Genomic DNA, 24,448 nt, shown 5'->3' with positions numbered 1-24,448 from the left:
ATTATGTTGCCTTTAAAGCTTATGGGAATAAAAAGGCCGTATTTCATCACCCTTATCGTAATTGTCTTCTGTTTACTGCTCGGCAACAAAAGCTTCGCGCAGTTTAACGACAGCACTTTTTACCACACCGCTTTCCAATCAACCGGCTCTATTAACAAAACCCGCGACGGTAGCGCTTACCTGCTTAATAATGGCCTTAAATTTAATGTAAAGCGCAAGGATATTTCGCTTAACTTTAATAATAGTTGGGTATATGGCAAGCAGAACGGTATACTGAGCAATAATGATTTTTCGTCCTCTTTAGACTTTAACCTGTACAAGGGCATTCCGCATTTTTACTACTGGGGATTGGCCAATTACAATACCAGCTACTCGCTTAAGATAAATAACCAGTTGCTTACCGGCGCTGGTATAGCCTATAACTTTTTAGATAGCAAAGTGGCATACCTTAACCTGAGCGAAGGTGTATTATTTGACACCAGCGACCTGATGCTGCCCGATAACACACGCGATGAGTACACTACCTTCCGCAACTCGCTGCGGCTGCAATTTAGGTTTAACATAGGGGATAGGGTAGTGCTCGATGGCTCTAACTTTTTGCAAAACTCTTTTGACCGCGGGAGCGACTTTAATATCCGCTCCACCACCAACCTGTCCTTTAAACTACAAAGCTGGCTGGCCTTCACCACGTCACTCAACTACAACCGCGTAAACCGCACCCTAAGCGAAAACTTGCTATTTACTTATGGATTGACTTTGGAGAAGTGGTTTTAGGATTTTGTTTTGTTTTTTTAGATAGCCTAATAAACTTTAACCAGAGCCGGAGTCGAACCGGCACAGTCTCCCACAGGTATGTGAGACCATCACCGACCCAATTCTACCCGCGGGCGCTGGCCAATGGCTTAATCATCATCCTCTTCTTTTTTCTTTTCTAAGATCACGAAGGCGCTGCGTTTTGGGGCAGGCATCACCGAGTTTTCTCCTTTAACGTATTTCCATACCACCTCATTTAAATCCAGGTCGGGTGCCGCGTCTTCTTTAGCAAGATTGAACGACTCTGAACGACGGCTGCTTTCATTATTGGCTATGTTGCGCTGTTCCAGGTCAACCTGCGCTTGTTTTGCCTTATAGGGTGTAAAATCGGGCTTGGCGGTAAAACATTCAAATAAAGGCATAGCCGCGGCATCATACTGGCTCATGGGTGGCAGGCCTAAGATCAGTTCAATAGTACGCAGTACCCCTGAGGTAGAATACATGGCGTGGATTACAACGTTGCGCTTTACATAAGGGCTTACCACATAAACCGGCGAGCGGTGGGCATCAACATGGTCGGGGCCATTTTGCGCGTCATCTTCCAAAATAAACACCGCCGACTCCTTCCATATCGGGCTTTCGGAAAGGTGTTGTATAAAACGCCCAACAGCCAGGTCGTTATCAGCCACCGCGGCAGTAGGCGAAATGGCACCCTTGCGTTGGCCACTGGTATGGTCGTTACTTAAGCGTACACTGTTAAAACGTGGTACCGCGTTAATCCTCATCAACGAGTCGAAATCATGTTCCCATATCGCTTCGCGGGTAATATCTTTAATATTTAAATCAAATTCAGGAGATTGAAGGCAGAAATGCCCCTCCAATGCTTTAATGTTCGCTTTGGGCTTTTTGCCACCGGCAGCAAATTCTCCGTAGGTACGGTAAGTGACACCAGCGCGCTTACAGTAATCCCATATAAAGCCATCGCGGGGGTAAGCCACCTTTCGCGTACCCTCATAATCATAATTACCTCCGCGGCCTCCGTAACTTGTTGGCCAGTTTTTTTCAACAAAGTCTGTAGCGTAGGCCGCTGTGCTCCAGTTGTGGCCGTCAGCACTTACCTCGGCATCCACATAAAAGTTATCCATCAAGGCAAATTCGCTGGCTATGGCGTGCAGGTTAGGTGTTGTTTTTTTACCAAAGATGCACAGCGAAGTATCGCCGTTACCCTGCGGCATATCGCCCAATACCTGGTCATAGGTGCGGTTCTCTTTGATGATATAGAAAACGTATTTAATAGGCGATTTTTGGCCTACAATTCGTGGTATGGGGTTACCGGCCTCGCCCGGCGCAACAGCCGTTTTTTGATCGGTAAAAGCGGTATTAGCATATACTTGTTTGGTATAAGCCTTTAGTTTTAATTCATTCGGTTCGTCTATAAATGATAGGGTACCTTTAAATAAACCGCCAATGTATTGCTCCCGGCTGTTTATGGCGCCACGCTGGTAACCACTGTTATCTGTTTTAAGCAGGGGCTGAGGGCCCTTAGGGTTAGCCATTGAGCTAAACCCTTTGCCGTTACTCACCAATATTTTGTGACCGAGTACTTTTACATTGGTTGGATACCAGCCAACCGGAATAAATCCAAGGCTACGACTGTTCCCCGGTTTAGATACATCGAAAACAGCCAGGCAATTATTATCGGCATTGGCTATATACAGGGTTTTCTCATTGGAGGATAACGCGAAGCCATTGGTTGTAGAACCGGTTAATTTGGTTGGAAAAAGCGCGGTTGATACGGTTTCGAGTATTTTGTGATTGGCGGTATTAATGATGCTTACCGAATTATCATTAGCGTTGGCTACAAATAATAATGTGCCTTTTTTGTTAAGCAATAATTCGTTAGGGTGGCTGCCCGTATAAATTTTGGTCAGCTTTTTAGTGGCTATATCATACATTGCCACCTTATCATCGCCCCAAATAGAAATGTAAAGCGTTTTTTCATCAGGTGACAGTATACAACTGTAGGCTTCGGCCCCGAGTTTCAGTTTATCTGCAATGGTTTTTTTAACCGGATCGATGATATATAAGGAACTATCTTCTTTGGTTACCGTGTACAGGCGCGTATTACTCTTATTAACGGCCAATCCGGTAGGGCATATCTTATTTTTTGGCCATGCTTCCCCTAATTTAATCGTATCGGGCAAATTCAGTTTATCATTGGCTATACCAAATTTTAGAATAACGTTGTCGTTACCGCCGGATGCATAAAGCGTATGTTCGTCATGGCTAAAGACAATGCCGTACCATGATTTACCCAGTATCTTGCTATCCAACTGTTTTTGATGTTTCGGATCGATCAGTTGTAATGATTGAGTGCTTTGGCCATTGTTTGTTACCGCCAAATATCTCCCTGATGATGATAGTTGTATATTAAGCGGCAGATCGCCAAGCGGTAGCGATGTACCTGCGGGGCTTAGTTTCCAACCATTAGGAAGCAGCACCTGCCCGGTGTTTTCGATCTTGCCGGGTGTTTGAGCCCAAACAGTAGTTATTGCTAAAGCAGCAATACAGGTAAACAAAATACATTTCATAGTAAAGTTTTATCGCTCAAATTTAGTGCAATGCTTTGGTTGATTTATCGGCATAACAAAAGCTTAACAATTAGTTATTTAAATGTTTAGCCTGAATGTAATTTAAGGTTGGGATAGGGGTGGATATGCTTGCAAAATAACACCAAATAAACGTTTAGGATGTTGAGTATTTGAGATTTTAGAGCATAAAAAAACCGAAGTAACAACAGTTACTTCGGTTTTGTACCCAGAGCCGGAGTCGAACCGGCACGGTTTCCCACAGGTGTTTGAGACCAGCGCGTCTACCAATTCCGCCATCTGGGCATTTGCTAAGCATATTTGCTTATAAGCGGGCTGCAAATGTATCTAAACTCTCTTTAATTCGCAAAAGATATTTTTGTCTGTAGTAGATATTTGCAATTTCATTCAATCGGTTTTCTTTGGCGGTATCGTTCAGAGTGTCGTAATCGCGGGTGAGGCTGTTCAGTTCCTGGTTCATATCACCCTCAATGGCAGCAACTTCCGCGCTGATCTCGCCAAACTGTTCGGCACTTTCAATTTCCATCAGGCGCTCATTAATGTCCATCATTTCCATTAAAAAATCTGCAGGTAATTGTGGTTTCGCACCCTCGCTTACCAGGTCATGCAGCTTTAAAATGTATTCCAAGACCTTATTTGGGTCACTTAAAGTCTGGTAAGCCTTATTGTTTAATGTAGAAAGTTCCAGTATTTCCTGTTGCTTTTCATCGTCGGCATTGGCATGGAAATCCGGGTGGAACTGCTTGCTTAAAGCGTAAAACTGTTTCTTTATATGAGCGGCATCCGGGTGAAAACTCTCCGGTATGTCGTAAAATTCAAAATAATTCATCATCGCAAAACTACTAATTTTACTGCTGTAGAAATCAAGCTAAAAATATGCCGCTATTTGTTGATCAGATGAACCGTGCCGTTGATATCCCGGATAGGCCCAAACGCATCATCTCGCTGGTGCCCTCACAAACAGAGCTACTGTTTGATCTCGGCCTGGCAGATAGGGTCGTAGGCATCACTAAGTTCTGCATCTACCCGGCAGATAAGATGAAGCATGTAACCAAAGTCGGCGGTACAAAGCAACTGAATATGGAGGTGATCTATTCCCTTAAGCCCGATCTGATTATCGCCAACAAGGAAGAGAACGAGCAAAACCAGATAGAAGCTTTGATGCAGCACTACCCGGTTTGGATAAGCGATATAAACGACCTGGATACGGCGCTCGACATGATCGAGCATGTGGGGCAGATAACAGCCACAACTGAAAAAGCCAAGCAGATAGCAAGCGAAATCAAATCGGGCTTTAAAACACTGAAGGGCTTGTCAGCAACTTTGAGTTGCGTTTACCTCATTTGGAAAAATCCTTATATGGCCGCCGGAGCGGACACTTTCATACATGACATGCTGCAAAGCTGCGGTTTCAATAACCTCGTGAAAGAAGGCAGGTATCCTGTATTGACAGATGATGAACTGAAAAAATTGAATCCTGATGTTTTGCTGCTCTCTTCAGAGCCTTATCCATTTGCCGAAAAGCACATACAGGAGTTTAAAAAGTTGTTGCCGAACACGCGGGTAAACCTGGTTGATGGCGAACTTTTCTCTTGGTATGGGAGTCGTTTGCTATACTCGCCGGCGTACTTTATCAGCCTGATGAAAAAAATTACTACCAAATAATGAGGCAGATACATAAAATTACAGCTTTTGATTTTATAGTTTATATATAAACGCTATCTTTGCGGTCTCTTAAAAACCAAACGCGGAAGTGGCGTAATTGGTAGCCGCACCAGACTTAGGATCTGGCGCCGCGAGGCGTGGGGGTTCGAGTCCCTTCTTCCGCACTGTAATTTAAAGCCCTGATAGCAATATCGGGGCTTTTTTTGTCTTTTCTTAATTTAGTTTTCTGTACTATCTGATTTCTTACATTTGCCCCATGATTGAGATTTTTACAGATGGTGCTTCAAGCGGCAATCCTGGTCCGGGGGGGTATGGTGTTATCTTGCGTTCGGGGCAGCATTACAAGGAGCTATCAGCCGGTTTCCGTAAAACTACCAATAACCGTATGGAGTTGCTGGCTGTTATCACGGCTTTGGAAGCATTAAAATCTCCCAATCAAAACGTCACCGTCTATTCCGACTCTAAGTACGTGATAGACGCCATTGAGAAACGCTGGGTAAACGGGTGGGTTGCCAAAGGATTTGCCGGCAAAAAAAACAAAGATCTTTGGATGCGGTATCTTAACATCGCTAAATTGCACAAAGTAAAGTTTGTTTGGGTGCGCGGCCACAACGGCCATCCCGAAAACGAACGTTGCGACCAACTCGCGGTAGCTGCAGCAAAACAGAAAGACCTCCTGATCGACTCTGTTTTTGAAATGGAGGCAGCTAACGGGTATCAATCCTAAAACCGACAACTGCAAGCTTTTAACAGTAAATTATCGACCTCCCAATTCTATTACTTCCAGGTCGTGGATTTTATCAGCAGTAATACTAAAGCGCATTAATGTACGCACTTTATGCCAACCATGTTTTCCTGCCGCGCCCGGGTTAAGGTGCAGGCAACTGATCTTTTTATCGTAAATGGCTTTTAGGATATGTGAATGCCCTGTAATGAATAATTGTGGTGGATTATTATAGATCTCCGGCTTCACCAGCGGACTATACCTGTCCGGATAACCTCCAATGTGTGTCATCCATACATCTACTTCTTCACATTTAAAACGTAGGTGCTCGGGATAAACGCGGCGAATGTCTGCACCATCAATATTACCATAAACGCCGCGTGTAGGCTTAAACGCGGCAAGCTGGTCAGCCAGTTCAAGGGTGCCAAAATCTCCTGCGTGCCATATCTCACCACATTTATCAAAATGTTTAAAAACGGCATCATCGAGATAGCTGTGAGTGTCGGATATAAGGCCTATGCGTTGCATGCTAAAATATGGTCAAAAAATCCTTTAAAAGAAATGTGTACTGTGTTGTGTAGACTTTCGGTGCTTCATAAATTACTACGTCAGTTGGATCGATAGTTTCATCAGCTTTACCAAAAGTTATTATCTCGCGGTGAGGAACGTCGGCCGCAAATGATCTGATATTGATAACATCCTGCAAGTGTAATGAGTTTGCAACCAATATACCTTTAACTAAGTCGGCGGTTGCTACGGGCAGTATTAATTGACAAATTCCGTTAGCACTTAAATTTTCAGCGGCGAATCTCACCAATCTATCAAAAAAAGAGCTATCCGTATGACGTGCAAGTGTTTTGTTTTGTTTTGCTGATGTTAGGGAATCAATAAAGAATGGCGGGTTGGAAACTATAAGGTCGTATTCTTTGCGCTCAAGGTTGGCGAAGTCGCCCTTAAAGAGTTGTAAACGTTCGGCAAACTTTGAGTTGGCGAAGTTGTTGGCGGCGGTATCAGCGGCATTGTCGTCAATCTCGACCGAATCTACGTAAGCCTGCGTAAAAAGTTGTGCCAGCATCAGCGCCACAACACCAGTTCCGGCACCTATATCCAGTATTCGTCTGGCTGTAGTACCGTTGGCTAAGGCACCGAGCAAAACGCCATCGGTATTCACCTTCATGGCGCAGCCGGTTTGGTCAACATCAAACTGCTTGAACTTAAAAATGCTCATTTATTTTGTGCTGAAAAGGCCGTATTTCAAAATGCAGTAAATTGCGCGGAACCCGTCTTTCCAGCCTATTTTCTTGCCTTCATCGTAGGTACGGCCATAGTAAGAGATGCCCACCTCGTAGATACGTATTTGTGGCACACGCGACATTTTGATGGTAACCTCCGGCTCAAAACCAAAGCGTTTCTCTTTCAATTTAAGCGATTGTAATAACTTGGTGTCAAATAACTTGTAACAAGTTTCCATATCCGTAAGGTTTAAATTGCTAAGCAAATTGCTTAAGAATGTAAGCCAACGGTTACCTATAGTATGCCAAAAGAAAAGTATACGATGCGGGTTGCTTCCCATAAAGCGCGAGCCGTAAACCACGTCGGCGAAGCCTTTGCAAATAGGTTTCAGCAGGTCATTGTATTCTGCCGGGTCGTACTCCAGGTCGGCATCCTGTATAATAGTATAATTGCCTGTTGCCTGGGCTATGCCGGTGTGCAGTGCGGCTCCTTTACCTTTATTAACCGGGTGTTTAAAGTAGCGTATATTGAGGTCAGGGTTCTCATTGCAGTAAGCCGCGATGGCCTGTTCTGTATTATCGCTTGAGCAATCGTCAACAATAATAATCTCCTTTTGAATATTATCCATTAATTCAACCACTTTTATCTTGTTTAAAATAAGGTGAATGGTACCGCCTTCGTTATAAGCAGGGATAATTATTGATAATTTATCTATTTTCATTGGGTGATATTTACGCCGGGCAATAATGCAAATCAGTAAAAAAAGTTTAAAACAGTACGTTAAACGGCCAAAAGTAATTATTAGTGCCGCTATTTTACTGGCTTTGTTGATTTGGTTTGCATTTTGCCTGCCAAAGCCTTTATTCAAAAGCTCCACATCATATGTGATTGATGATGACAAAGGACAATTACTGGGCGCTTCCATCGCCGAAGACGGACAATGGCGTTTCCCTTATAATCCTAACGTTCCGGATAAATTCAGCAAATGTATCATCGCCTTTGAAGATAAGCGTTTTAACCACCACTGGGGATTTGACCCTTTGGCATTTGGCAGGGCCGTTAAGCAAAACCTGCGTAACAAGCGGGTAACCAGCGGAGGCAGCACCATTACCATGCAGGTGATCCGTTTAGCCACCCACCACAACCGTACCATTTGGAATAAGATTGCGGAGATCATGATGGCAATGCGGCTGGAATTGGGTTACAGTAAAAAAGAGATCATGGCTTTATACGCCAGTAATGCACCTTTTGGCAGTAATGTAATAGGATTGGATGCAGCGGCCTGGCGATACTTTGGTCGAAGCGCTGATAAACTATCCTGGGGCGAAATGGCAGCGTTGGCCGTGCTTCCCAACTCACCATCGCTGGTACACCCGGGCAAGAACAGACGGATATTATTGAAGAAACGTAACTTGCTGCTCGCTCGTTTACAAAAGCAAGGTACCATTGACAGTACTACCGCAGCCCTGGCGCGTTTTGAGCCGGTGCCTGATAAGCCTATGCCACTACCGCAGCTTGCTCCTCATTTACTGCAACGTTTTAAAGCTGATGCTAAGGCTGCTAACCTATCTGATACCCGCATCACTACCTCCATTAAAAGCAACCTGCAGCAACAGGTAGTAGATGTTGTAGAAAAGCATCACCAGGTATTAAAAGCTAACGACATCAATAACCTCGCCGCAGTTGTGCTGGATGTGGAAACCGGCGCTACTTTAGCTTATGTGGGCAATGTTTCGCATCGTGAAGATCCGGAAACTGAAAGCGATGTAGATGTGATAAGCGCACCGCGAAGTCCGGGTAGTACGCTCAAACCGTTGTTATACGCCAGTATGCTGCACGATGGCTTGATATTGCCCAACAGTTTAATACCTGATGTGCCTACACAAATTGCGGGTTACCACCCCGAGAACTTTGATCTCGGGTATGATGGCGCCGTACCGGCATCCAACGCGCTATCGCGCTCGTTAAACGTGCCCGCAGTAAAAATGCTGCAACAATACAAGTACGAGCGTTTTTATGATATGTTGAAACGAACCGGTATCACTACACTAAACCAACCGGCAGATCATTACGGGCTCGCGCTTATCCTGGGAGGCGGTGAAAATACCTTATGGGAGCTTACCGGCGCCTATGCGGATATGGCACGCGTGCTTAACCATTACAACAAAAACGGCGGTAAATATGATGCTAACGATTACCATCACCCACAATATTTTTACACTGCCTTGAAGCAGTCAAATCTGCAAAACAACGGCCTGCTTGATGCCGGTTCAATTTATTACACCCTGCAGGCAATGGAGGAAGTGATGCGCCCAGGCGAAGAAATGCTTTGGCAACAGTTCAGCTCCAGCCAGCGTGTAGCCTGGAAAACGGGTACCAGTTTCGGTTTTAGGGACGGCTGGGCAATTGGTGTTACGCCCAAATATGTGGTAGGAGTGTGGGTAGGCAATACCGATGGCGAGGGCAGACCGGGATTAACCGGAATAAATACCGCCGCGCCGGTTTTATTTGAGATATTTCGCTTGTTGCCTGCTGCGCGCGAATGGTTTGATGTGCCATTAGGCGAGTTAGTAAAGCTCAACGTTTGCACGGAAAGTGGTTACCGCGCCGGGCAGTACTGTACTGATCCGGTTGAGCAGTATGTACCTAAAACTTGTTTGAAAGCATCGGTTTGCCCGTGGCATAAAATGGTACATCTGTCGGCAGATCGAAAATACCAGGTTACGGCGAACTGCGTTTCACCGGATAAGATGGTAAATCAGCCCTGGTTTGTGCTGCCGCCATCCATGGAATATTATTACAAGACCAAAAATTACCGCTACCATGTTCTGCCACCTTTTGCACCGGGGTGTGAGCAAAATGATGCCAACCCGATGGAATTGATATATCCCAAGGACGGCGCAAAAGTTTATGTCCCCCTTGAGGCCGATGGCAAACGTGGCAGAATGATTTGCAACGCGGCGCATCGTGTAGTTGGTAGCAAAATTTTCTGGCATCTGGATGGTACATTTGTTGGGCAAAGCAGTGCTTATCAGCAAATGGCTTTAAATCCAACGCCCGGTAAACATAAGCTCACACTGGTTGATGGCGCTGGTAATACTATCAACATAAATTTTGAAGTACTGGATAAGAATAAATAGATTAGAAACATGCTTGAACAATACGACCTTGGAAACCTGATGGTGCTGGATATTGAAACGGTTCCACAATATCCTTTATATACGGATATGCCCGAAATTTTGCAGGAGCTTTGGTCGCACAAAACGCGCAATATGCGAGGCGAGGCCACGGCCGAGGAGTTTTACGAACGTGCAGGTATCTGGGCTGAGTTTGGCAAAATAGTTTGTATATCCGTAGGTATTTTCATCAACAGTAGCGGTAAGCGGCCGGGTTTAAGGGTAAAATCATTTGCCGGGCATGATGAGAAAAAGTTGCTGCAGGACTTTTCCCGGATGCTGAGCGGACAACCATTGAGCGTTATCCTGTGTGCGCATAACGGTAAAGAGTTTGATTTCCCGTACATCTGCCGTCGGATGCTTATCCACGGCATACCTTTCCCGCCGCATTTGCAAATGCAGGGCAAAAAGCCGTGGGAGATACAGCATTTGGATACTATGGAACTATGGAAATTCGGCGATTATAAAAGCTATACGTCCTTAAATCTGCTCACCGCTATATTTGACATTCCTACACCTAAGGACGATATTGATGGCAGCCAGGTTGGCCATGTTTATTGGGTCGAGAACGCTTTGGAACGCATTTGCACCTATTGCCAGAAAGATGTTGTGGCTACAGCACAACTCATACGCCGTTACCGTGGTGAGAGTTTAATTGAAGAGGAATGCGTAACGGTGGTAGAATGATAAATAAAAAGCCCCTCATTTTCATGAGAGGCTTTTGGGTAAGCAATGGGGCTCGAACCCACGACCCCCAGAACCACAATCTGGTGCTCTAACCAACTGAGCTATGCCTACCGTTTTGGGGAATGCAAAAATAGAAATTTGCCTGCTATTTGCAATAATTTTTTAAAAATATCGTCTCCGGCACTCAAAATGAGGTTGTTGTGCCAAGCTAAAACTTAAATATAGCTCTAAGACCTGAGATAGCTATCTGCAAACCAACGCAAAAAATAAGGAATGCCGAGATGCGGTTAACAATGTTTTCGCCATTACTGCCCAGGTAATTAATGAGTGTTTTGGTGTTCAGATACAAAATGTAGATCATAACGCACATGACCATTATGGCAATCATTACTGCCAGCAGATTAATGTAATACTCCCTGCTTCCAAATTTTTCGCCATGTGCGCTTAAAGTAAACAGTACTGATATGGTACCTGCGCCGGTGGTCATAGGAAAAGAAATAGGGTAAAAAAGTTTAGGGGTAAGCTGCTGATAGGCCGATATAGGTGTTTTTATTTCAACAGCTTCATCGTTTGTATCTGATCCCTGATCAGACGACAGAAATTCCCAGCCTATTTTACAAATCATAATACCCCCGGCAAGCTGCACTACAGGTATAGAAATACCGAATAGCTCCAGTATCCAATGGCCGGCAAAAAGTGCTACGGTGCAAATACAAAAACCATAAAAAGCTATGCGGCCTACGGCCTTACGCTTTTCGGCACGTGAAAGGTGCTCAAAGTAGGGGCTTACAATAAATGCTGACCCCACAGGGTTAACTACCGGAAAAAGGGCAATGATGCCCATAAATACTAAATGTATAAACGACTCGAACGATGGCATGTGACAAGCGCATAGTTGCGCGGCTACCAAATATATTTATTATAGAGAGATTTTAGTTTATTAAATCACTATTGTTTCCTATCACAATTACGGCTAAGGATTATCCTATTAAATGGTATGTAATAATTAGTTTTGCGAAACATGATCGGGTATAGCATAACCATATTTTCTATAGCATTAGCGGCGTTTTTAAGCTATATATTGGGCAAACTTACTGCCTGGGGCGCTATAATAGGTGCAATAGTGGCTATGTTGATATTTGCAGGTACCGGATATGCAGGGTTAACGCAGTTAGCTGCATTTTTTATATTATCAACTTTGGCTACCAGCCACAGAAGGCAAGAGAAACAGAAATTTAGCATGCCCGGCGAGCAAACAACACGCGATGCCTGGCAAGTATTAGCCAACGGCGGTATAGCTGCAATATGCGGAGCGCTGGCATGGCTCTCGCCTTCAAACGCGCTGTATTTATATTTAATGCTCGCTGCTTCCTTAGCGTCGGCTACGGCAGATACATTATCCTCAGAACTTGGCTCAGTATATGGCAGGAGGTTTTACAACATCATTACACTAAAACCCGACGTAAGGGGGCGAGACGGCGTTGTAAGCTTCGAAGGCTCAATGATCGGTATATCGGGTGCAGCAATTATTGCATTGATCGTACAAATAAATAACACTGCTTTAGGATATAAAGCAGTGGTGATAATTCTTGCCACCGGTACCTTGGGGAATATAGTTGATTCAGTTCTGGGTGCTACTCTTGAGCGTCGCGGTTATATTGGTAATAACACGGTTAATGTAATGAATACGTTTGCAGCAGCCATTATAGCATGGCTGCTGCAAAGCCTATTTATTTAATAACTATCTGTGCGGTATTACGGCTGGTTTGTTTCATTAGAATTGTGCTGTCGCCAACAATTTCTTCTAAGCTTTTATCCGTATAATGCCTTAAGGTAACGAGCTTTAATTTACTGTTATACTTCGTTTTATAATTTTCTTTTAGACTTACTAAAAGTTTATCAAAACGATCGGCTGTGTAGTCAAAACAAGCTGTGAAACTTAATGCGGAGGTTTGCATCATATTGATCTTCACATGATATTTAGCGAAGCAGGCAAAAATTTCGCTTAAGTGGCTTTCTGTAATAAAAGAATAATCATTAGCAGAAACAGATAATAGTACCTGATTATTTTTAACAATTATTACCGGCTGAGTAAAGTTATTCGTCGCGTTTTGTTTAATAATGGTGCCCGGCGCGTCAGGATTGGTAAATGGTTTAACCAGTAAAGGGATGTTAGCGTTTTGCAGGGGCTTAATAGTTTTAGGGTGTATTACGCTTGCTCCGTAATAAGTCATCTCGATAGCTTCCTGGTAGGACAGTTCTTCAAACTTAATGGTATCTGTAAACAGTTTTGGGTCGGCATTTAAAATACCGGGAACATCTTTCCAGGTTGTTACCGACTCGGCGCCCAGGCAGGCCGCAAAAATAGAAGCTGTATAATCAGATCCTTCACGGCCGAGCGTAGTGGTGAAATTTTCAGACGTGCCACCTATAAAGCCTTGGGTGATCACTATACTTTTTTCTAACAGCGCAGGGATGTCTTTCTGGATGCTCGCTTTTGTCTTATCCCAGTCAACATTGCCTTCCCTGTAAGTATTGTCGGTGTGTATGTACCCACGTGCGTCAACCCATTTACACGCTACAGTATTATGATTTAACCATGCAGCTACAATACGTGTTGATACTAATTCACCTACGGAAACTATCTGGTCGTAAATAAAGTCGTAATCATCATGCGGCTCATCCTCAATCATCCAGTCAATCTCCACAAATGTGTTGGCCACATCATCAAATACGGGGTGATTATCGCCAAATAGCTCGTGCATTAAGCCGTAGTGATAATTTTTTATGCCATCAAATATGTCATGAAGTTCGTCGCTGCCATTTACATAAGCCTGTGTAAGTTTTTCAAGGGCATTGGTGGTTTTACCCATTGCAGAAACCACTATCAGGATCTGTTTACCGTTATAGTTATTAACTACTTTACCGAGATTAATAACACCCGGTGCATCTTTAACCGAAGCACCACCGAACTTAAATACAAGCATTTATTTTACAAATTGACTAACAGCGGTATTTGGCCGCAAAATATTTTTAATTGATGAATAGGGAATAAGTAACTCGGTTTTACCGGCGGCATACGGCTTTATCTCATATTGGTTGTAGATAAATCTTAAACCGGTTGGGGTTACTGAGAAATTATTATTCAACGCGAATTTATTATCCTTAAAAAAATAATCACGAGCCAGTGAGGCGGTATCTGCAAGTTTTTCATTTTTGCGAAATATCCCTTCCGCTACCTTAGTTAACTCGTTGTATTTGCCCTCGGCAATAATATCATTTAAATTTATGTTCTTACCTACTTTAGGGTTCCAGTTTATAAAACCGGTGTAGCTTGCGCCATGTGCGCCACCTTGGAAAGTATATCCGCCACATTCCAAAGTAACCAGGGCAGAGTCTTGTAATAATACTTTGGCGTAGCTATCAAGCGTATAATATATGGCTGATTTAGGTTCGTTCTTTTTAAAGTCGTCGTATGCTTGTATGAATTTTTTTGCCATCGCGGTCACACTGGTATCAGGCATTTTATCATCCATTAAAAACATTTGGGTAAGCCTTTTAGTAATGGTATCATTTAACATACGGGCATCCTTAAATACCGGATATTTAATGTTAACCGCTGTGCAGCTACTATCGGGTTTATTGCCACAATCTGTAGCCCGTTCATGCAGGGCTTGGTACTGGTAAACCAGCGTATCATTAAAAATGTCGTGTGATTGTTTGTTAGTAGGCGTGGTAAACTGGCAGGCGCTTAACAACACTACTGACAGAAAGGTAAACGTGAAGATGTTTTTCATAAGTTGGCAACTTGTTCTTTTGATAACGACGCGTTGATCCATCCGGAATCAAGATCAGCGCCATATTTTTTATAAAAGTTAATGGCCGGCTCGTTCCAGTCGAGTACCTGCCAAACCATGCCGCTAAATCCAAGCTCCCTAACCTCCTGAAAAAGGCGGTCAAAAAGCATTTTACCTATGCCTTTACCTCTAAACTCCTCTGTAACAATAAGATCTTCCAGATAAAGGCGGCTACCTTTCCAGGTAGAGTAGCGCACATAGTACAATGCAAACGCAACAACCACGCCATGTGTTTCAACTACAAATGCTTTCCAGACAGGTTTTTTGCCAAATCCCGCTTCTTCAAACTCCTCAAGCGTAACGGTTACTTGCTCGGGTGCGCGCTCAAATAAGGCTAGTTCCCGTATTAGTTCCATTAAACGGGGGCAATCTGCCTTGGTAGCTATGCGAATATAAAAATGGTCGCTCATAAGAAACGGGTAAATAATTTGTAAAAGGTTTAAGCAGTTTTCTTAGGTCGGCTGCCAAAAATAGTACTTCCTAAACGTATCATATTACTGCCTTGTGCTATCGCTACTTTATAATCTGATGACATGCCCATGGATAGTATATCAAAAGAAACCTCTTTTCTAAAGAAGCTAACCTTTACGCCATCAAAAAACGTCTTAAGCTCGTAGTACTCCTCTTTTATCTGCTTTTCGCTATCGGTGTTAGTGGCAATGCCCATTAAACCACGTATACGTATATTTTTCAAGGTTGTGTATTCTTCGCTTCTTAACAGTTCTATCGCTTCATCAAAGCCAAGTCCGTATTTAGTTTCCTCATCGGCTATGTAAATTTGCAGCAGGCAATCAATAATACGGTTATTTTTTGCAGCATGTTTATTAATTTCCTGTAATAGCTTAAGGCTATCAACAGATTGTATCATACTGATAAACGGGGCAATATACTTCACCTTGTTGGTTTGCAAATGCCCTATCAGGTGCCACTCAATATCTTTTGGCAATTGCTCTTGCTTTTCAACCAGTTCCTGCACCGTGTTCTCGCCAAACAAACGCTGCCCTGCATCGTATGCTTCCTGGAGGTCGGTCGCGGGTTTGGTTTTTGATACCGCAAGCAAGGCTACACCTATAGGTTCGGTTTCTTTTTTTAGGTTACTGATATTATTGGCTATGCTCATTTATCCGTAAATTTGTTGTTTAAAACGCCGCTAAATTACAGAATGCAAAAATATCTAAGCTTGTTTTTTTCAGTATTGCTATTTGCCGCCTGTAAACAGGAAGGGCCGCCACCCAATACCATTGAAGAAAAAAAAATGGTAAGGCTGCTGACCGATCTTCATATCGCTGACGGCGAATTATATACCATTACACCCGTTAACGATAGCCTATATAAGTATGGTCGGGAAAAATACGTTACACTATTTAAGAACTACCACGTTAGCGAAGACCAGTTCAAAAAAAGCTATCGCTACTATGCGCTGCAGCCTGAAAAGATACAGGCGATATATGATGGGGTAAGCAAAGCACTAAAAGCCAAGCTCGACTCCATAAACAAAAAACCAATACAGAAGAATGCTTTACCCCCCCAATAGTGCAGATAAACTTGGCTTTAACGAAATAAAGGAATTAATTAAGGCGCACTGCCTGAGTATTATGGGCCAGGAAATGGTAAATAAGATACAGGTGATGACCAATTATGACCTGATCCTTAAATTCCTTAACCAGGCCAATGAATTTAAAAATATCCTGCAAAATGATGAGGCGCTGCCCATCAACCACTTTTATGATATAAAAACACTGGCTAATAAAGCCAAAATAGAAGGTACGTTTTTATCTGAGGAGGAATTTTTTCAGGTAAATGCATCGCTTACTACTGTTTTCGCGGTGATAGCTTATTTTAATGAGCGGGTAGGCGTTTACCCAAACCTGGAAGCCTTGTTTGAGCACTTGCCAATAGAAAAAGCCATTTTGCGTAAGATTGACCAGGTGATTGATCCTAAAGGCAAAATGCGTAACAATGCCTCGCGCGAACTAATGGATATTACTACTGGAATAGCACGGGCAGAACAGGATGCACGTAAAAGGATAGATCATATATTTAAACAGGCATCCGCAAATAACTGGACAGCCGACGGATCGCTTACCGTACGCGATGGGCGCTTGTGTATTCCTTTACTGGCAGAAAATAAGCGTAAGTTAAAAGGGTTCATCCATGACGAATCCGCTTCGGGGCAAACGGTTTACATGGAGCCTGAAGAAGTTTTCTCTCTGAATAATCTCATACGCGACCTGGAGTTCGAGCGTCGCAGAGAAATCATTAAAATATTAACGGCTTTAACGGATGAGCTAAGGCCTTACGTGCCACTGCTGCTGTCATACCATGGTTTGCTCACCAAGCTCGATTTTGTAAGGGCAAAAGCATTGTTTGCCATTGAAATTGAAGCAGAAATGCCCAAACTGGTAAATGAAGCCAAATTTAGGCTTTTTAATGCCCGACACCCTTTGTTATTCCTGAATTTTAAAAAGGAGCATAAATCGGTAGTGCCGCTAAACGTGCATATTGATGACCATACACGCATTATTGTTGTTTCGGGGCCTAACGCGGGTGGCAAATCCGTTTGTATGAAAACGGTAGGCTTGCTGCAAATGATGGTACAGGCCGGCTTATTAATACCGGCAGGGGCTGATAGCATCGCGGGCGTATTTAAGCAGTTGTTTGTTGATATTGGGGACGACCAGTCAATAGAGAGCGATCTAAGTACCTACAGTGCCCACTTATCCAAAATGAAGAAGTTTGTTGAGGATGCCAATGGCAAAACGCTCATACTTATTGATGAATTTGGTACAGGTACCGATCCTCAATTTGGTGGGCCTATCGCGGAAGCGGTATTGGAGGCTCTCAATCACAAAAAAGTACGTGGCATGGTCACTACGCATTATTCTAACCTAAAAATATTTGCCAGTAACACCGAGGGTATTGAAAACGCATCAATGCTGTTTAATAATACCGAAATGAAACCGCTTTACATGCTTGAGGTGGGTAAACCCGGCAGTTCATACGCTTTTGAGATAGCACAAAAGATAGGCTTACCGCAACATGTACTTAGCCTGGCACAAAGCAAAATAAGCGCCGGACAAAAAAAGGTAGATAGCCTGCTGGTAGATCTTGAGCGCGATAAAAAGGAAATATTGGAAACCAAACAGCGTTTGGATAAGCAACAACGCCGCGTGAATGCCCTGTTTGCCGAAAATGAGGAGTTAAAATCATTTTTAGACGAGAACAGGAAAAACCTTTTGCGCGAGGCTAAACAGGAAGCAAAAAATATTATCCTAAACGCTAATAAGCTGGTTGAAAATACTATTGCTGAAATAAAAAGCAGCAATGCTGATAAGGATGTTACCCGCGCGTTACGTGAGAACCTTAATAATGAGGTAAAGAAAAATACCGTAAAGGCCGAACCCATTAAACAGGCAGGGCAGGTAAATGAGGAAATAAAAGCCGGTGATTGGGTTAAGCTGATTGATGCGGATACCACCGGCCAGGTGCTTGAATTAATAAAGGACAATGTGGTAATTGCCATGGGCGAGCTGCGTACGGTAGTGAAAAAGAAACGTGTTGAAAAGGTTTCGCGCTCATCAGTACCTAAAGAACTACGTAAAAGCAGCGGTAGCATGCAAACCGGCGACATGGCCAGCTTCAGTCCCGAAATTGATGTGCGTGGCATGCGTACCGAAGATGCACTGCATGCAATAGAAAAGTTGTTTGACCGTGCTTTGATGATGGGATTTAATAACCTTAAGATCCTGCATGGGAAAGGTGATGGCATATTGCGTAAGATGATACGACAGTATCTGAAAAAGTATGATCAGGTTGATCGGTTGGAGGATGAACACCCTGACAGGGGTGGCGACGGGATCACTTACGCGTATTTAAAATAACAAATGATGAAAAAAATAGGATGTTTGTTACTTGTGTTTAACTGTTTCATTAGCGCCATTTGTTGTGCCCAGGAGACAGTTGATTTTAATAACCCTAAGATATTTTATATGGGCCGTGTACCCCTGCGTGATACTGCGGCAGAATTGTCATGGACAGGAGCATCCGTTATTATTAATTTCAAAGGAACAGCCGTTAAAGCAACACTCAACGACGAAAAAGGCCTGAATTATTATAATGTGGTGATAGACGGAAAAGTAGCTAACGTTTTGAAACCGGCTCAGGGGGAAAAAGAATATACCTTAGCATCGGGTTTGTCAAAAGGAAAGCATCAGCTACAGCTGTTTAAGCGTACTGAATACGATTGGGGACGTACATGGATATTTTCTTTAAGTGTTGACGGGCAATTATTGCCGCCGCCGGTTTTTAAACATCGTATCGAATACTATGGCGATTCAATAACCTGCGGCATGGCTGATGAGGATACAACAGGTAAGGATAGAGGTGATAACGATTTTGAAAATGGTTTTGCCAGCTATGCTAATGTTACAGCCAGGTATTTTAATGCCGATATGCACTGCATAGCTAAAAGCGGTATAGGTATAACTATTAGTTGGTTTGACTACGTGATGCCTGATATTTATGACAGGGCTTATGCTCACGACACTACCCGATGGGATTTTAACAAGTTTACGCCCGAGATAGTAGTCATTAACTTGTTTCAGAACGATTCATGGCTGGTTAAAGCAAAAGATCATGAACAATTTAAAAAAGTGTTTGGCAATAACTCACCCACACCGCAATTCATCATCAGTCGATACCGGGAGTTTGTAAAAAATATCAGAAGTAAATATCCCGAAGCCAAAATAATTTGTGCGCTTGGTTCTATGGATGCTACACAAGCAGGTTCGCCCTGGCCAGTGTATATCCAGGAAGCTGTTGATGCGCTAAACGATACCAATATTTACACCCACTTTTTTGCCTACAAAAACACACCCGGTCACCCAAGTGTGAAAGAACAAAATGCAATGGCTGATGACCTTATCGCCTATATAAAAAGGACATTTAAGTGGTGAAGAACGCATTTAGTGGTAGGCAGCTGTGAAATTTACTCGCCCCATGCGGTGATCACCAGGTTGCGGCTGCCACCACGGTTACGGTGTTCGCAGAGATAGATTCCTTGCCAGGTTCCCAGCGCGAGTTGGCCATTATGTATAGGTATCGATACTGAACTTCCCAGCATGGCTGCTTTTAAATGCGCAGGCATATCATCATCGCCTTCGTAGTCATGCAAATAATCAGGGTCATTTTCAGGCACCGCTTTGTTAAAGTACATTTCAAAATCCTGCCTCACGGTAGGATCGGCGTTTTCATTAATGCATAATGAAGCCGAAGTATGCTGTATAAAAACCTGTAGAATACCCACTTTTATTTCACCTATCTGAGGCAATGCATGCAATACTTCATTGGTGATGATATGAAAACCCCGCTGGCGCGGTGCAAGTGAAACCAGTTGCTGAAATATTCTCATATACGGTAAACAAACAAAATGCTGATAGTGTTGGCCGGAAAATGCCTTTAAAATGTCTTATTTTCTTTTAGGATAACGGTAAACGCCGAACCTTCTCCAATCTTACTTTCTACGCTAATCCGTCCTCCATTGAGTTCAGCGAATTCTTTACATAACAGCAAACCCAAACCGGTACCTTTTTCATTACTTGTACCGCGTGTGCTAACGTTGGTGCTATCTAAAATATCGGCAAGTTTTTCAGGAGCAATGCCTACACCATTATCTTTTACGGTAACGGCAACTTCCCCATTTTTTTGTTCGGCGGTAATAACCACTTTACCATTTACATTACTGAATTTAATGGCATTAGATACCAGGTTGCGTATAATAAACTCAAAATGGTCGGCATCAGCATAAATACCGGTTTGTTCACTTACCTGGTTTTCAATAGTGATGTGCTTGTTAGCGGCAACATCAAGCAGGAAATCGGTTACTTTACTAATAACCAAACGAGCATTAAACGCCGATGGGTGTATGGGGGTTCCTTTTATTTGCTTTTGGCCCCATCGCAATAAATTATCAAGGGTTTCCAACGATACCTTGGTGGTTTTTTGCAATTGGTTAAGCAGGGCTTTTCGTTGTTCGGGTTCCAGTTCATCGTCATCAATTATTTCAACCATGTTGATGACAGATACAAACGGCGACCTCAAATCATGCCCCAGTATAGAGAACAACTTGTCTTTAACCGTATTAAGATCCTGTAATTCTTCATTAATATGATGCAGCATGAGGTTAAGTTTGCGCATCCTGAAATAGTAGAAGATCACTATACCTAAAATGATAAGTACAGTTACAATAACGCCGTATGACACCCTCTGCCTGAATATGCGCCGGTTTTCCTCGTACCTGAATTGCTGTTCACGTACTTTATACTGGTTAAGTTCATAAGCATTTTGCAGACTGATGATCTGTTTGCTCATTTTCTTATAGAAAAACTCGTCGGCAATTTTATATTGTTTATCACGTGCTTCGTAAGCCGCCTTGTAGTTTTTTTGTTTACTATAGATGTCTGCCATAGCATTTAATTCATCTATTTGCTCCTTGTATGCCTTGCGGCTGTCAGATAGTATAAATGCCTGTTGCCAGTAATATAATGATTGCGACAGGTTGCTCCGTTGATAGGTTGTAGCTAAGCCCGTTAAAATCTGGATCTGCCTGATATAGTTATTGATCTTCTTAGCTTTTTCAAGCGCTGATTTCTGCAGTTTAATTGAAGAGGTAGTGTCCCCAGCCTTAGCATAAACTGAAGCGAGGGTATTAATAAGCGTAATGTTTAACCCCTGATATTGAGGCACCTCGCTTTTTTGTATTCCTTTTACAAGATAGGGGATAGCTTCTTTGAGTCTGCCAGTTTCACGATAGGCTATGGCGATATCATTGTATAAGTTTAACGACAGGTTTGAGAAAGGAATCTGCTGGTTTAACCTTTCAGCAATACGGTAATATTCTATAGCCCTGTCATATTTCTTTTGTCCGGCAAAGGCTTCACCAAGAGTAATGTAACCCTCCATTTGGCCAAACTTGTTGCCGTTGCGCTGACTAAGTTGCAAGGCTTGCAAAAAATAGTCGATAGATTTATCATACACACCCTTCCTCATTTCGACAACTCCCAGGCGTATATTCTCTGTGGCCATACCCTTGGTATCGTTAATTTTTTTATAGAGGGAGTAAGCGCTAAGATATTTTTTTCGGGATGATTCAAAGTCGCCCACATTGTCATCAATCATCCCCAACTGATTAAGCATCTTTGCTTCACCAGCATAGTTATGTTGCTTGCGGGCCATAGCAAGGCCTAAATTGGCGTAAAAGGTAGCCGAGTCTGGGTTTTTATAGCGGTACTGTAAAACAAGCTTATTATAATACTCAATGCTATCAGTATTCTCCTGTTTTTTTACCTGCCCAAAAGCTAAAGCATAAGTTACTCCTGTTACAATAAACAGGCATATGAGAATTTTATGTTGAAGCTTAAATAATAGCGTGTTGTTATTCACGTTAACAGTTTCTTAGGGGCATGCAGCAATAAGTAGGGGAACCCAAAGGTATTAAAATACATTCGCTGTAAGGCGACTATGATGTACAAATTTTAATATGCCGGTGTAAAATATCTAAAAGGAAAAGCGCTATAAATGTCACAAAAAACAAACAACCGCTTTAAAATTTTGTCATAATAATATAATTTAGACGATATGGTAATCTTAAAACTTGTTACAGGAAACGAACCCGAAAAACACGTGGAAATTGTATCTGAAAGAGGTGTATGGGGCAGCGGCCTATACAAAATTTTCTCTTCACGATTTTTGAATAAGTTTATCCACAAGGATATTCCCAATGAGCCTATGGACGAAAACGATCCTAACTTCCTGGGAGAAATAAATATTGACAAGGAAAAAGAAAAATGGGAATATAAGGGTACTAAATTGAAAATACCCGAACTTAAAAAAATTGTAGATTTTATATTTGATTATAAAGCGCCTGACGCGGTTTATTAATTTATTAAGTAAAAAGGCGGTCATACCGCCTTTTTACTTAATAAATTTTTTAGTCACCATTGTAGGCAGCCATTAAGGTTGCTATATCAAATTTGCTCATCTGCATCATGGACTGCATTACACGGGCGGTTTTTTGTTTATCCGGATCGCTGTAGAGCTTACCCATAATGGAAGGTACTACTTGCCACGACAAGCCAAACCTATCTTTTAACCAACCGCAATAGGATGTTTGGCCGCCTTTGGAAAGCTCCTCCCAGTAATGATCAATTTCTTCCTGTGTATCGCAATTAATTACAAATGAGATGGACTCATTAAATGTGAATCCAGATGTGCAGTTAAGCGCTACAAATTCCTGACCTTCAATAACAAATGAAGCCGTCATTAATTTTCCAGCAGGTTCGGGCCCACCTTCGGGGTAGGTATTGGTTTGAGTAATGGTAATATTCTTGAAGACAGATTTATAAAACTCTATTGCCTCCTGCAAATCGTTATTGAACCATAAAAAAGGCGTAATTTTCTTCATGATATTAGCTTTAGAATGAAAACGAATCTAAATATTACACATCAACTGCATGCAGGTACAAAACGACAAGTGTACACCTTGAATACGTCAAATTATTACTTATGCACGGCCAAATAAAGTAGCGAACTTCCTCATATGCTTATACGGGATAGCTATCATTTGGTCTGATGTTAACTGCCATGTCCAGTTATCTGCTTCAGTAGCCGGGGTATTCATACGGGCTTTTTCATCTAATCCAAGCCAATCTTGTAAGGGAATAATAACGGTATCTGAAACTGACGAAAAAGCCTGGCGTATCATGATGTTGCCGATATTATTTTCATTGATCTTTTTGATACCAGTATACTTCTTTAGATTTTTAATTGATGTTTTATCCGCATCATGTCGGTACCAGCCCAATATGGTATTATTATCATGCGTACCTGTATAAGCAAATGAGTTTTGTGAGTGATGATGGTTAATGTGCGGTGAATCGGCAACATCTTCCCCAAAAGCAAATTGTAAAACTTTCATGCCTGGTAAATGGTACTTGTTGGCTAATGTATGTACAGGTTCATCAATTTCACCCAGATCTTCTGCTACAAAAGGCATATCAGGGAAATTTAAACTTAATACTTTAAATAAATCATCACCCGGGCCTTTTACCCATTTACCATTCCTTGCTGTGGATTCTTCGGCGGGGATACTCCAGTAAGCAGCAAATGCCCGGAAGTGATCAAGCCGTAGTACATCATACCATATGAGATTTTTTTGGATACGCTTAACCCACCAGTTGTAATTGTTTTGCTTTAATTTATCCCAATCATAAATCGGCATGCCCCAACGCTGGCCATCCTCATTAAAATAATCGGGTGGTACACCACACACATTAATCATATTGAGGCTACTATCCAATTCAAATATGTCGGGATTCGCCCAAACATCAGCCGAGTCATAACTGATATAAAATGGCAGGTCGCCAAGTACTTTAATCCCTAAATGATTACAGTACCTCTTTAAAGCCAGCCACTGCCGGTTAAATATGAATTGCTGCCATTTTATTTTCTCTATTTCATCAATATGGTTTCGCGATAGCTCATCCAAAGCCTTCGGCTCCCTGTATTTATATTCATCGGGCCATTTGTTCCAGGCATCCTGATGATATTGTTTTTTTAATAAACAATACAAGGCGAAGTCAATTAGCCACCAATCTTCGTTTTTGCAAAAGTTTTTGAATTCATTTTCCATAAGCTCTGTATGAGTGAGCTTATAGTTTTCCCAGCCTATATCAAGCAGTTGTTTTT

Annotated in this window: 24 protein-coding genes and 3 tRNA genes; 11 read left to right on the top strand and 16 right to left on the bottom strand. The window is 42.5% G+C overall.

Going from position 1 to position 24,448, the window contains the following annotated elements:
• Positions 1-21: 21 nt before the first annotated feature.
• On the top strand, positions 22-774 hold the full coding sequence (locus CKK33_RS12040; RefSeq protein ID WP_095705840.1) for a DUF481 domain-containing protein: 753 nt from the start codon (positions 22-24) through the stop codon (positions 772-774).
• 128 nt (positions 775-902) lie between these two features.
• On the opposite strand, the gene CKK33_RS12035 is transcribed toward CKK33_RS12040, so the two are convergent.
• The 3 genes from CKK33_RS12035 to hscB all read right to left on the bottom strand — a co-directional run bounded on the left by CKK33_RS12035 (position 903) and on the right by hscB (position 4,194).
• Entirely contained in the window at positions 903-3,344 is a 2,442-nt protein-coding gene (locus CKK33_RS12035; RefSeq protein ID WP_095704339.1) for a bifunctional YncE family protein/alkaline phosphatase family protein, read from the bottom strand.
• 223 nt (positions 3,345-3,567) lie between these two features.
• Positions 3,568-3,647 (bottom strand) — tRNA-Leu (locus tag CKK33_RS12030).
• Between the two features lie 19 nt (positions 3,648-3,666).
• Positions 3,667-4,194, bottom strand: a complete 528-nt coding sequence (gene hscB / locus CKK33_RS12025; RefSeq protein WP_369803561.1) for a Fe-S protein assembly co-chaperone HscB — start codon at positions 4,192-4,194, stop codon at positions 3,667-3,669.
• A gap of 44 nt (positions 4,195-4,238) precedes the next feature.
• On the opposite strand from hscB, the gene CKK33_RS12020 reads away from it, so the two are divergent.
• The 3 genes from CKK33_RS12020 to rnhA all read left to right on the top strand — a co-directional run bounded on the left by CKK33_RS12020 (position 4,239) and on the right by rnhA (position 5,754).
• The gene (locus tag CKK33_RS12020; RefSeq protein ID WP_095704337.1) at positions 4,239-5,027 is read left to right on the top strand and encodes an ABC transporter substrate-binding protein; all 789 of its coding nucleotides are present in this window, start codon (positions 4,239-4,241) and stop codon (positions 5,025-5,027) included.
• 82 nt (positions 5,028-5,109) lie between these two features.
• Positions 5,110-5,191 (top strand) — tRNA-Leu (locus CKK33_RS12015).
• A gap of 92 nt (positions 5,192-5,283) precedes the next feature.
• Complete coding sequence (rnhA, locus tag CKK33_RS12010) at positions 5,284-5,754, top strand: ribonuclease HI (RefSeq protein WP_095704336.1); 471 nt, start codon at positions 5,284-5,286, stop codon at positions 5,752-5,754.
• 30 nt (positions 5,755-5,784) lie between these two features.
• Here rnhA and CKK33_RS12005 read toward each other — a convergent pair whose 3' ends face one another.
• The 3 genes from CKK33_RS12005 to CKK33_RS11995 are packed head-to-tail and all read right to left on the bottom strand — an operon-like array spanning position 5,785 to position 7,705.
• Entirely contained in the window at positions 5,785-6,279 is a 495-nt protein-coding gene (locus CKK33_RS12005; RefSeq protein ID WP_095704335.1) for a metallophosphoesterase, read from the bottom strand.
• A gap of 1 nt (position 6,280) precedes the next feature.
• Complete coding sequence (locus CKK33_RS12000; protein ID WP_095704334.1) at positions 6,281-6,979, bottom strand: tRNA1(Val) (adenine(37)-N6)-methyltransferase; 699 nt, start codon at positions 6,977-6,979, stop codon at positions 6,281-6,283.
• A complete protein-coding gene (locus CKK33_RS11995; protein ID WP_095704333.1) occupies positions 6,980-7,705 on the bottom strand; it encodes a glycosyltransferase family 2 protein in 726 nt (241 codons plus the stop codon).
• A 25-nt stretch (positions 7,706-7,730) separates the two neighbouring features.
• Between CKK33_RS11995 and pbpC the strand changes: the two genes are divergently transcribed.
• Both pbpC and CKK33_RS11985 read left to right on the top strand, forming a co-directional pair.
• Complete coding sequence (gene pbpC / locus CKK33_RS11990; RefSeq protein WP_095704332.1) at positions 7,731-10,124, top strand: penicillin-binding protein 1C; 2,394 nt, start codon at positions 7,731-7,733, stop codon at positions 10,122-10,124.
• 9 nt (positions 10,125-10,133) lie between these two features.
• Positions 10,134-10,847 carry a 3'-5' exonuclease gene (locus CKK33_RS11985; protein WP_095704331.1) on the top strand — a complete coding sequence of 238 codons (714 nt, stop codon included), beginning with the start codon at positions 10,134-10,136 and terminating at the stop codon, positions 10,845-10,847.
• A gap of 37 nt (positions 10,848-10,884) precedes the next feature.
• Here the strand turns inward: CKK33_RS11985 and CKK33_RS11980 are convergent.
• Positions 10,885-10,958: transfer RNA gene (locus tag CKK33_RS11980), tRNA-His, on the bottom strand.
• A 97-nt stretch (positions 10,959-11,055) separates the two neighbouring features.
• Positions 11,056-11,727 (bottom strand): MarC family protein, encoded by a 672-nt coding sequence (locus tag CKK33_RS11975; protein WP_095704330.1) that lies wholly within the window; start codon positions 11,725-11,727, stop codon positions 11,056-11,058.
• A 141-nt stretch (positions 11,728-11,868) separates the two neighbouring features.
• On the opposite strand from CKK33_RS11975, the gene CKK33_RS11970 reads away from it, so the two are divergent.
• Positions 11,869-12,585 (top strand): DUF92 domain-containing protein, encoded by a 717-nt coding sequence (locus CKK33_RS11970; protein ID WP_095704329.1) that lies wholly within the window; start codon positions 11,869-11,871, stop codon positions 12,583-12,585.
• On the opposite strand, the gene CKK33_RS11965 is transcribed toward CKK33_RS11970, so the two are convergent.
• From CKK33_RS11965 to CKK33_RS11950, 4 genes are read right to left on the bottom strand one after another with little or no spacing between them, the layout of a single operon-like run.
• On the bottom strand, positions 12,578-13,834 hold the full coding sequence (locus CKK33_RS11965; RefSeq protein ID WP_095704328.1) for an aspartate kinase: 1,257 nt from the start codon (positions 13,832-13,834) through the stop codon (positions 12,578-12,580). The two genes, CKK33_RS11970 and CKK33_RS11965, sit on opposite strands and share 8 nt — an antisense overlap.
• On the bottom strand, positions 13,835-14,644 hold the full coding sequence (locus tag CKK33_RS11960) for a DUF3298 and DUF4163 domain-containing protein (protein WP_158223431.1): 810 nt from the start codon (positions 14,642-14,644) through the stop codon (positions 13,835-13,837). It lies immediately after the preceding gene.
• Complete coding sequence (locus CKK33_RS11955; protein WP_095704326.1) at positions 14,641-15,114, bottom strand: GNAT family N-acetyltransferase; 474 nt, start codon at positions 15,112-15,114, stop codon at positions 14,641-14,643. The genes CKK33_RS11960 and CKK33_RS11955 overlap by 4 nt, the downstream gene beginning before the upstream one ends.
• 29 nt (positions 15,115-15,143) lie before the next feature.
• Positions 15,144-15,824 carry a YggS family pyridoxal phosphate-dependent enzyme gene (locus CKK33_RS11950; protein ID WP_095704325.1) on the bottom strand — a complete coding sequence of 227 codons (681 nt, stop codon included), beginning with the start codon at positions 15,822-15,824 and terminating at the stop codon, positions 15,144-15,146.
• Between the two features lie 42 nt (positions 15,825-15,866).
• Between CKK33_RS11950 and CKK33_RS11945 the strand changes: the two genes are divergently transcribed.
• From CKK33_RS11945 to CKK33_RS11935, 3 genes are read left to right on the top strand one after another with little or no spacing between them, the layout of a single operon-like run.
• Positions 15,867-16,238: a DUF4296 domain-containing protein gene (locus tag CKK33_RS11945; RefSeq protein WP_095704324.1), complete on the top strand. Its 372-nt coding sequence runs from the start codon at positions 15,867-15,869 to the stop codon at positions 16,236-16,238.
• Positions 16,219-18,585: an endonuclease MutS2 gene (locus tag CKK33_RS11940; RefSeq protein ID WP_095704323.1), complete on the top strand. Its 2,367-nt coding sequence runs from the start codon at positions 16,219-16,221 to the stop codon at positions 18,583-18,585. The genes CKK33_RS11945 and CKK33_RS11940 overlap by 20 nt, the downstream gene beginning before the upstream one ends.
• 3 nt (positions 18,586-18,588) lie before the next feature.
• Positions 18,589-19,659: an SGNH/GDSL hydrolase family protein gene (locus CKK33_RS11935; protein ID WP_095704322.1), complete on the top strand. Its 1,071-nt coding sequence runs from the start codon at positions 18,589-18,591 to the stop codon at positions 19,657-19,659.
• A gap of 32 nt (positions 19,660-19,691) precedes the next feature.
• On the opposite strand, the gene CKK33_RS11930 is transcribed toward CKK33_RS11935, so the two are convergent.
• Positions 19,692-20,114, bottom strand: coding sequence for a secondary thiamine-phosphate synthase enzyme YjbQ (locus tag CKK33_RS11930; protein WP_095704321.1), 423 nt, complete (start codon positions 20,112-20,114; stop codon positions 19,692-19,694).
• Positions 20,115-20,161: 47 nt separating this feature from the next.
• Entirely contained in the window at positions 20,162-22,144 is a 1,983-nt protein-coding gene (locus CKK33_RS11925; protein ID WP_095704320.1) for a tetratricopeptide repeat protein, read from the bottom strand.
• 195 nt (positions 22,145-22,339) lie between these two features.
• Here CKK33_RS11925 and CKK33_RS11920 point away from each other — a divergent pair, with 195 nt between their 5' ends.
• Entirely contained in the window at positions 22,340-22,642 is a 303-nt protein-coding gene (locus tag CKK33_RS11920; protein WP_095704319.1) for a hypothetical protein, read from the top strand.
• 49 nt (positions 22,643-22,691) lie between these two features.
• On the opposite strand, the gene CKK33_RS11915 is transcribed toward CKK33_RS11920, so the two are convergent.
• Together CKK33_RS11915 and malQ are read right to left on the bottom strand one after the other, a co-directional pair.
• Complete coding sequence (locus CKK33_RS11915; RefSeq protein ID WP_095704318.1) at positions 22,692-23,165, bottom strand: VOC family protein; 474 nt, start codon at positions 23,163-23,165, stop codon at positions 22,692-22,694.
• Between the two features lie 99 nt (positions 23,166-23,264).
• Entirely contained in the window at positions 23,265-24,440 is a 1,176-nt protein-coding gene (malQ, locus tag CKK33_RS19810) for a 4-alpha-glucanotransferase (RefSeq protein ID WP_255404605.1), read from the bottom strand.
• Positions 24,441-24,448 lie beyond the last annotated feature (8 nt).

The organism is Mucilaginibacter sp. MD40 (assembly GCF_002288635.1).
GTDB lineage: Bacteria > Bacteroidota > Bacteroidia > Sphingobacteriales > Sphingobacteriaceae > Mucilaginibacter.
This window is presented reverse-complemented; position numbering and strand designations above follow the sequence as displayed.

What these genes read in the sequence shown, in the direction of transcription:
- CKK33_RS12040 (WP_095705840.1), top strand. Translation starts at nt 22, where the DNA reads ATGGGAATAAAAAGGCCGTATTTCATCACCCTTATCGTAATTGTCTTC.
- CKK33_RS12035 (WP_095704339.1), bottom strand. Translation starts at nt 3,344, where the DNA reads ATGAAATGTATTTTGTTTACCTGTATTGCTGCTTTAGCAATAACTACT.
- hscB (WP_369803561.1), bottom strand. Translation starts at nt 4,194, where the DNA reads ATGATGAATTATTTTGAATTTTACGACATACCGGAGAGTTTTCACCCG.
- CKK33_RS12020 (WP_095704337.1), top strand. Translation starts at nt 4,239, where the DNA reads ATGCCGCTATTTGTTGATCAGATGAACCGTGCCGTTGATATCCCGGAT.
- rnhA (WP_095704336.1), top strand. Translation starts at nt 5,284, where the DNA reads ATGATTGAGATTTTTACAGATGGTGCTTCAAGCGGCAATCCTGGTCCG.
- CKK33_RS12005 (WP_095704335.1), bottom strand. Translation starts at nt 6,279, where the DNA reads ATGCAACGCATAGGCCTTATATCCGACACTCACAGCTATCTCGATGAT.
- CKK33_RS12000 (WP_095704334.1), bottom strand. Translation starts at nt 6,979, where the DNA reads ATGAGCATTTTTAAGTTCAAGCAGTTTGATGTTGACCAAACCGGCTGC.
- CKK33_RS11995 (WP_095704333.1), bottom strand. Translation starts at nt 7,705, where the DNA reads ATGAAAATAGATAAATTATCAATAATTATCCCTGCTTATAACGAAGGC.
- pbpC (WP_095704332.1), top strand. Translation starts at nt 7,731, where the DNA reads ATGCAAATCAGTAAAAAAAGTTTAAAACAGTACGTTAAACGGCCAAAA.
- CKK33_RS11985 (WP_095704331.1), top strand. Translation starts at nt 10,134, where the DNA reads ATGCTTGAACAATACGACCTTGGAAACCTGATGGTGCTGGATATTGAA.
- CKK33_RS11975 (WP_095704330.1), bottom strand. Translation starts at nt 11,727, where the DNA reads ATGCCATCGTTCGAGTCGTTTATACATTTAGTATTTATGGGCATCATT.
- CKK33_RS11970 (WP_095704329.1), top strand. Translation starts at nt 11,869, where the DNA reads ATGATCGGGTATAGCATAACCATATTTTCTATAGCATTAGCGGCGTTT.
- CKK33_RS11965 (WP_095704328.1), bottom strand. Translation starts at nt 13,834, where the DNA reads ATGCTTGTATTTAAGTTCGGTGGTGCTTCGGTTAAAGATGCACCGGGT.
- CKK33_RS11960 (WP_158223431.1), bottom strand. Translation starts at nt 14,644, where the DNA reads ATGAAAAACATCTTCACGTTTACCTTTCTGTCAGTAGTGTTGTTAAGC.
- CKK33_RS11955 (WP_095704326.1), bottom strand. Translation starts at nt 15,114, where the DNA reads ATGAGCGACCATTTTTATATTCGCATAGCTACCAAGGCAGATTGCCCC.
- CKK33_RS11950 (WP_095704325.1), bottom strand. Translation starts at nt 15,824, where the DNA reads ATGAGCATAGCCAATAATATCAGTAACCTAAAAAAAGAAACCGAACCT.
- CKK33_RS11945 (WP_095704324.1), top strand. Translation starts at nt 15,867, where the DNA reads ATGCAAAAATATCTAAGCTTGTTTTTTTCAGTATTGCTATTTGCCGCC.
- CKK33_RS11940 (WP_095704323.1), top strand. Translation starts at nt 16,219, where the DNA reads ATGCTTTACCCCCCCAATAGTGCAGATAAACTTGGCTTTAACGAAATA.
- CKK33_RS11935 (WP_095704322.1), top strand. Translation starts at nt 18,589, where the DNA reads ATGATGAAAAAAATAGGATGTTTGTTACTTGTGTTTAACTGTTTCATT.
- CKK33_RS11930 (WP_095704321.1), bottom strand. Translation starts at nt 20,114, where the DNA reads ATGAGAATATTTCAGCAACTGGTTTCACTTGCACCGCGCCAGCGGGGT.
- CKK33_RS11920 (WP_095704319.1), top strand. Translation starts at nt 22,340, where the DNA reads ATGGTAATCTTAAAACTTGTTACAGGAAACGAACCCGAAAAACACGTG.
- CKK33_RS11915 (WP_095704318.1), bottom strand. Translation starts at nt 23,165, where the DNA reads ATGAAGAAAATTACGCCTTTTTTATGGTTCAATAACGATTTGCAGGAG.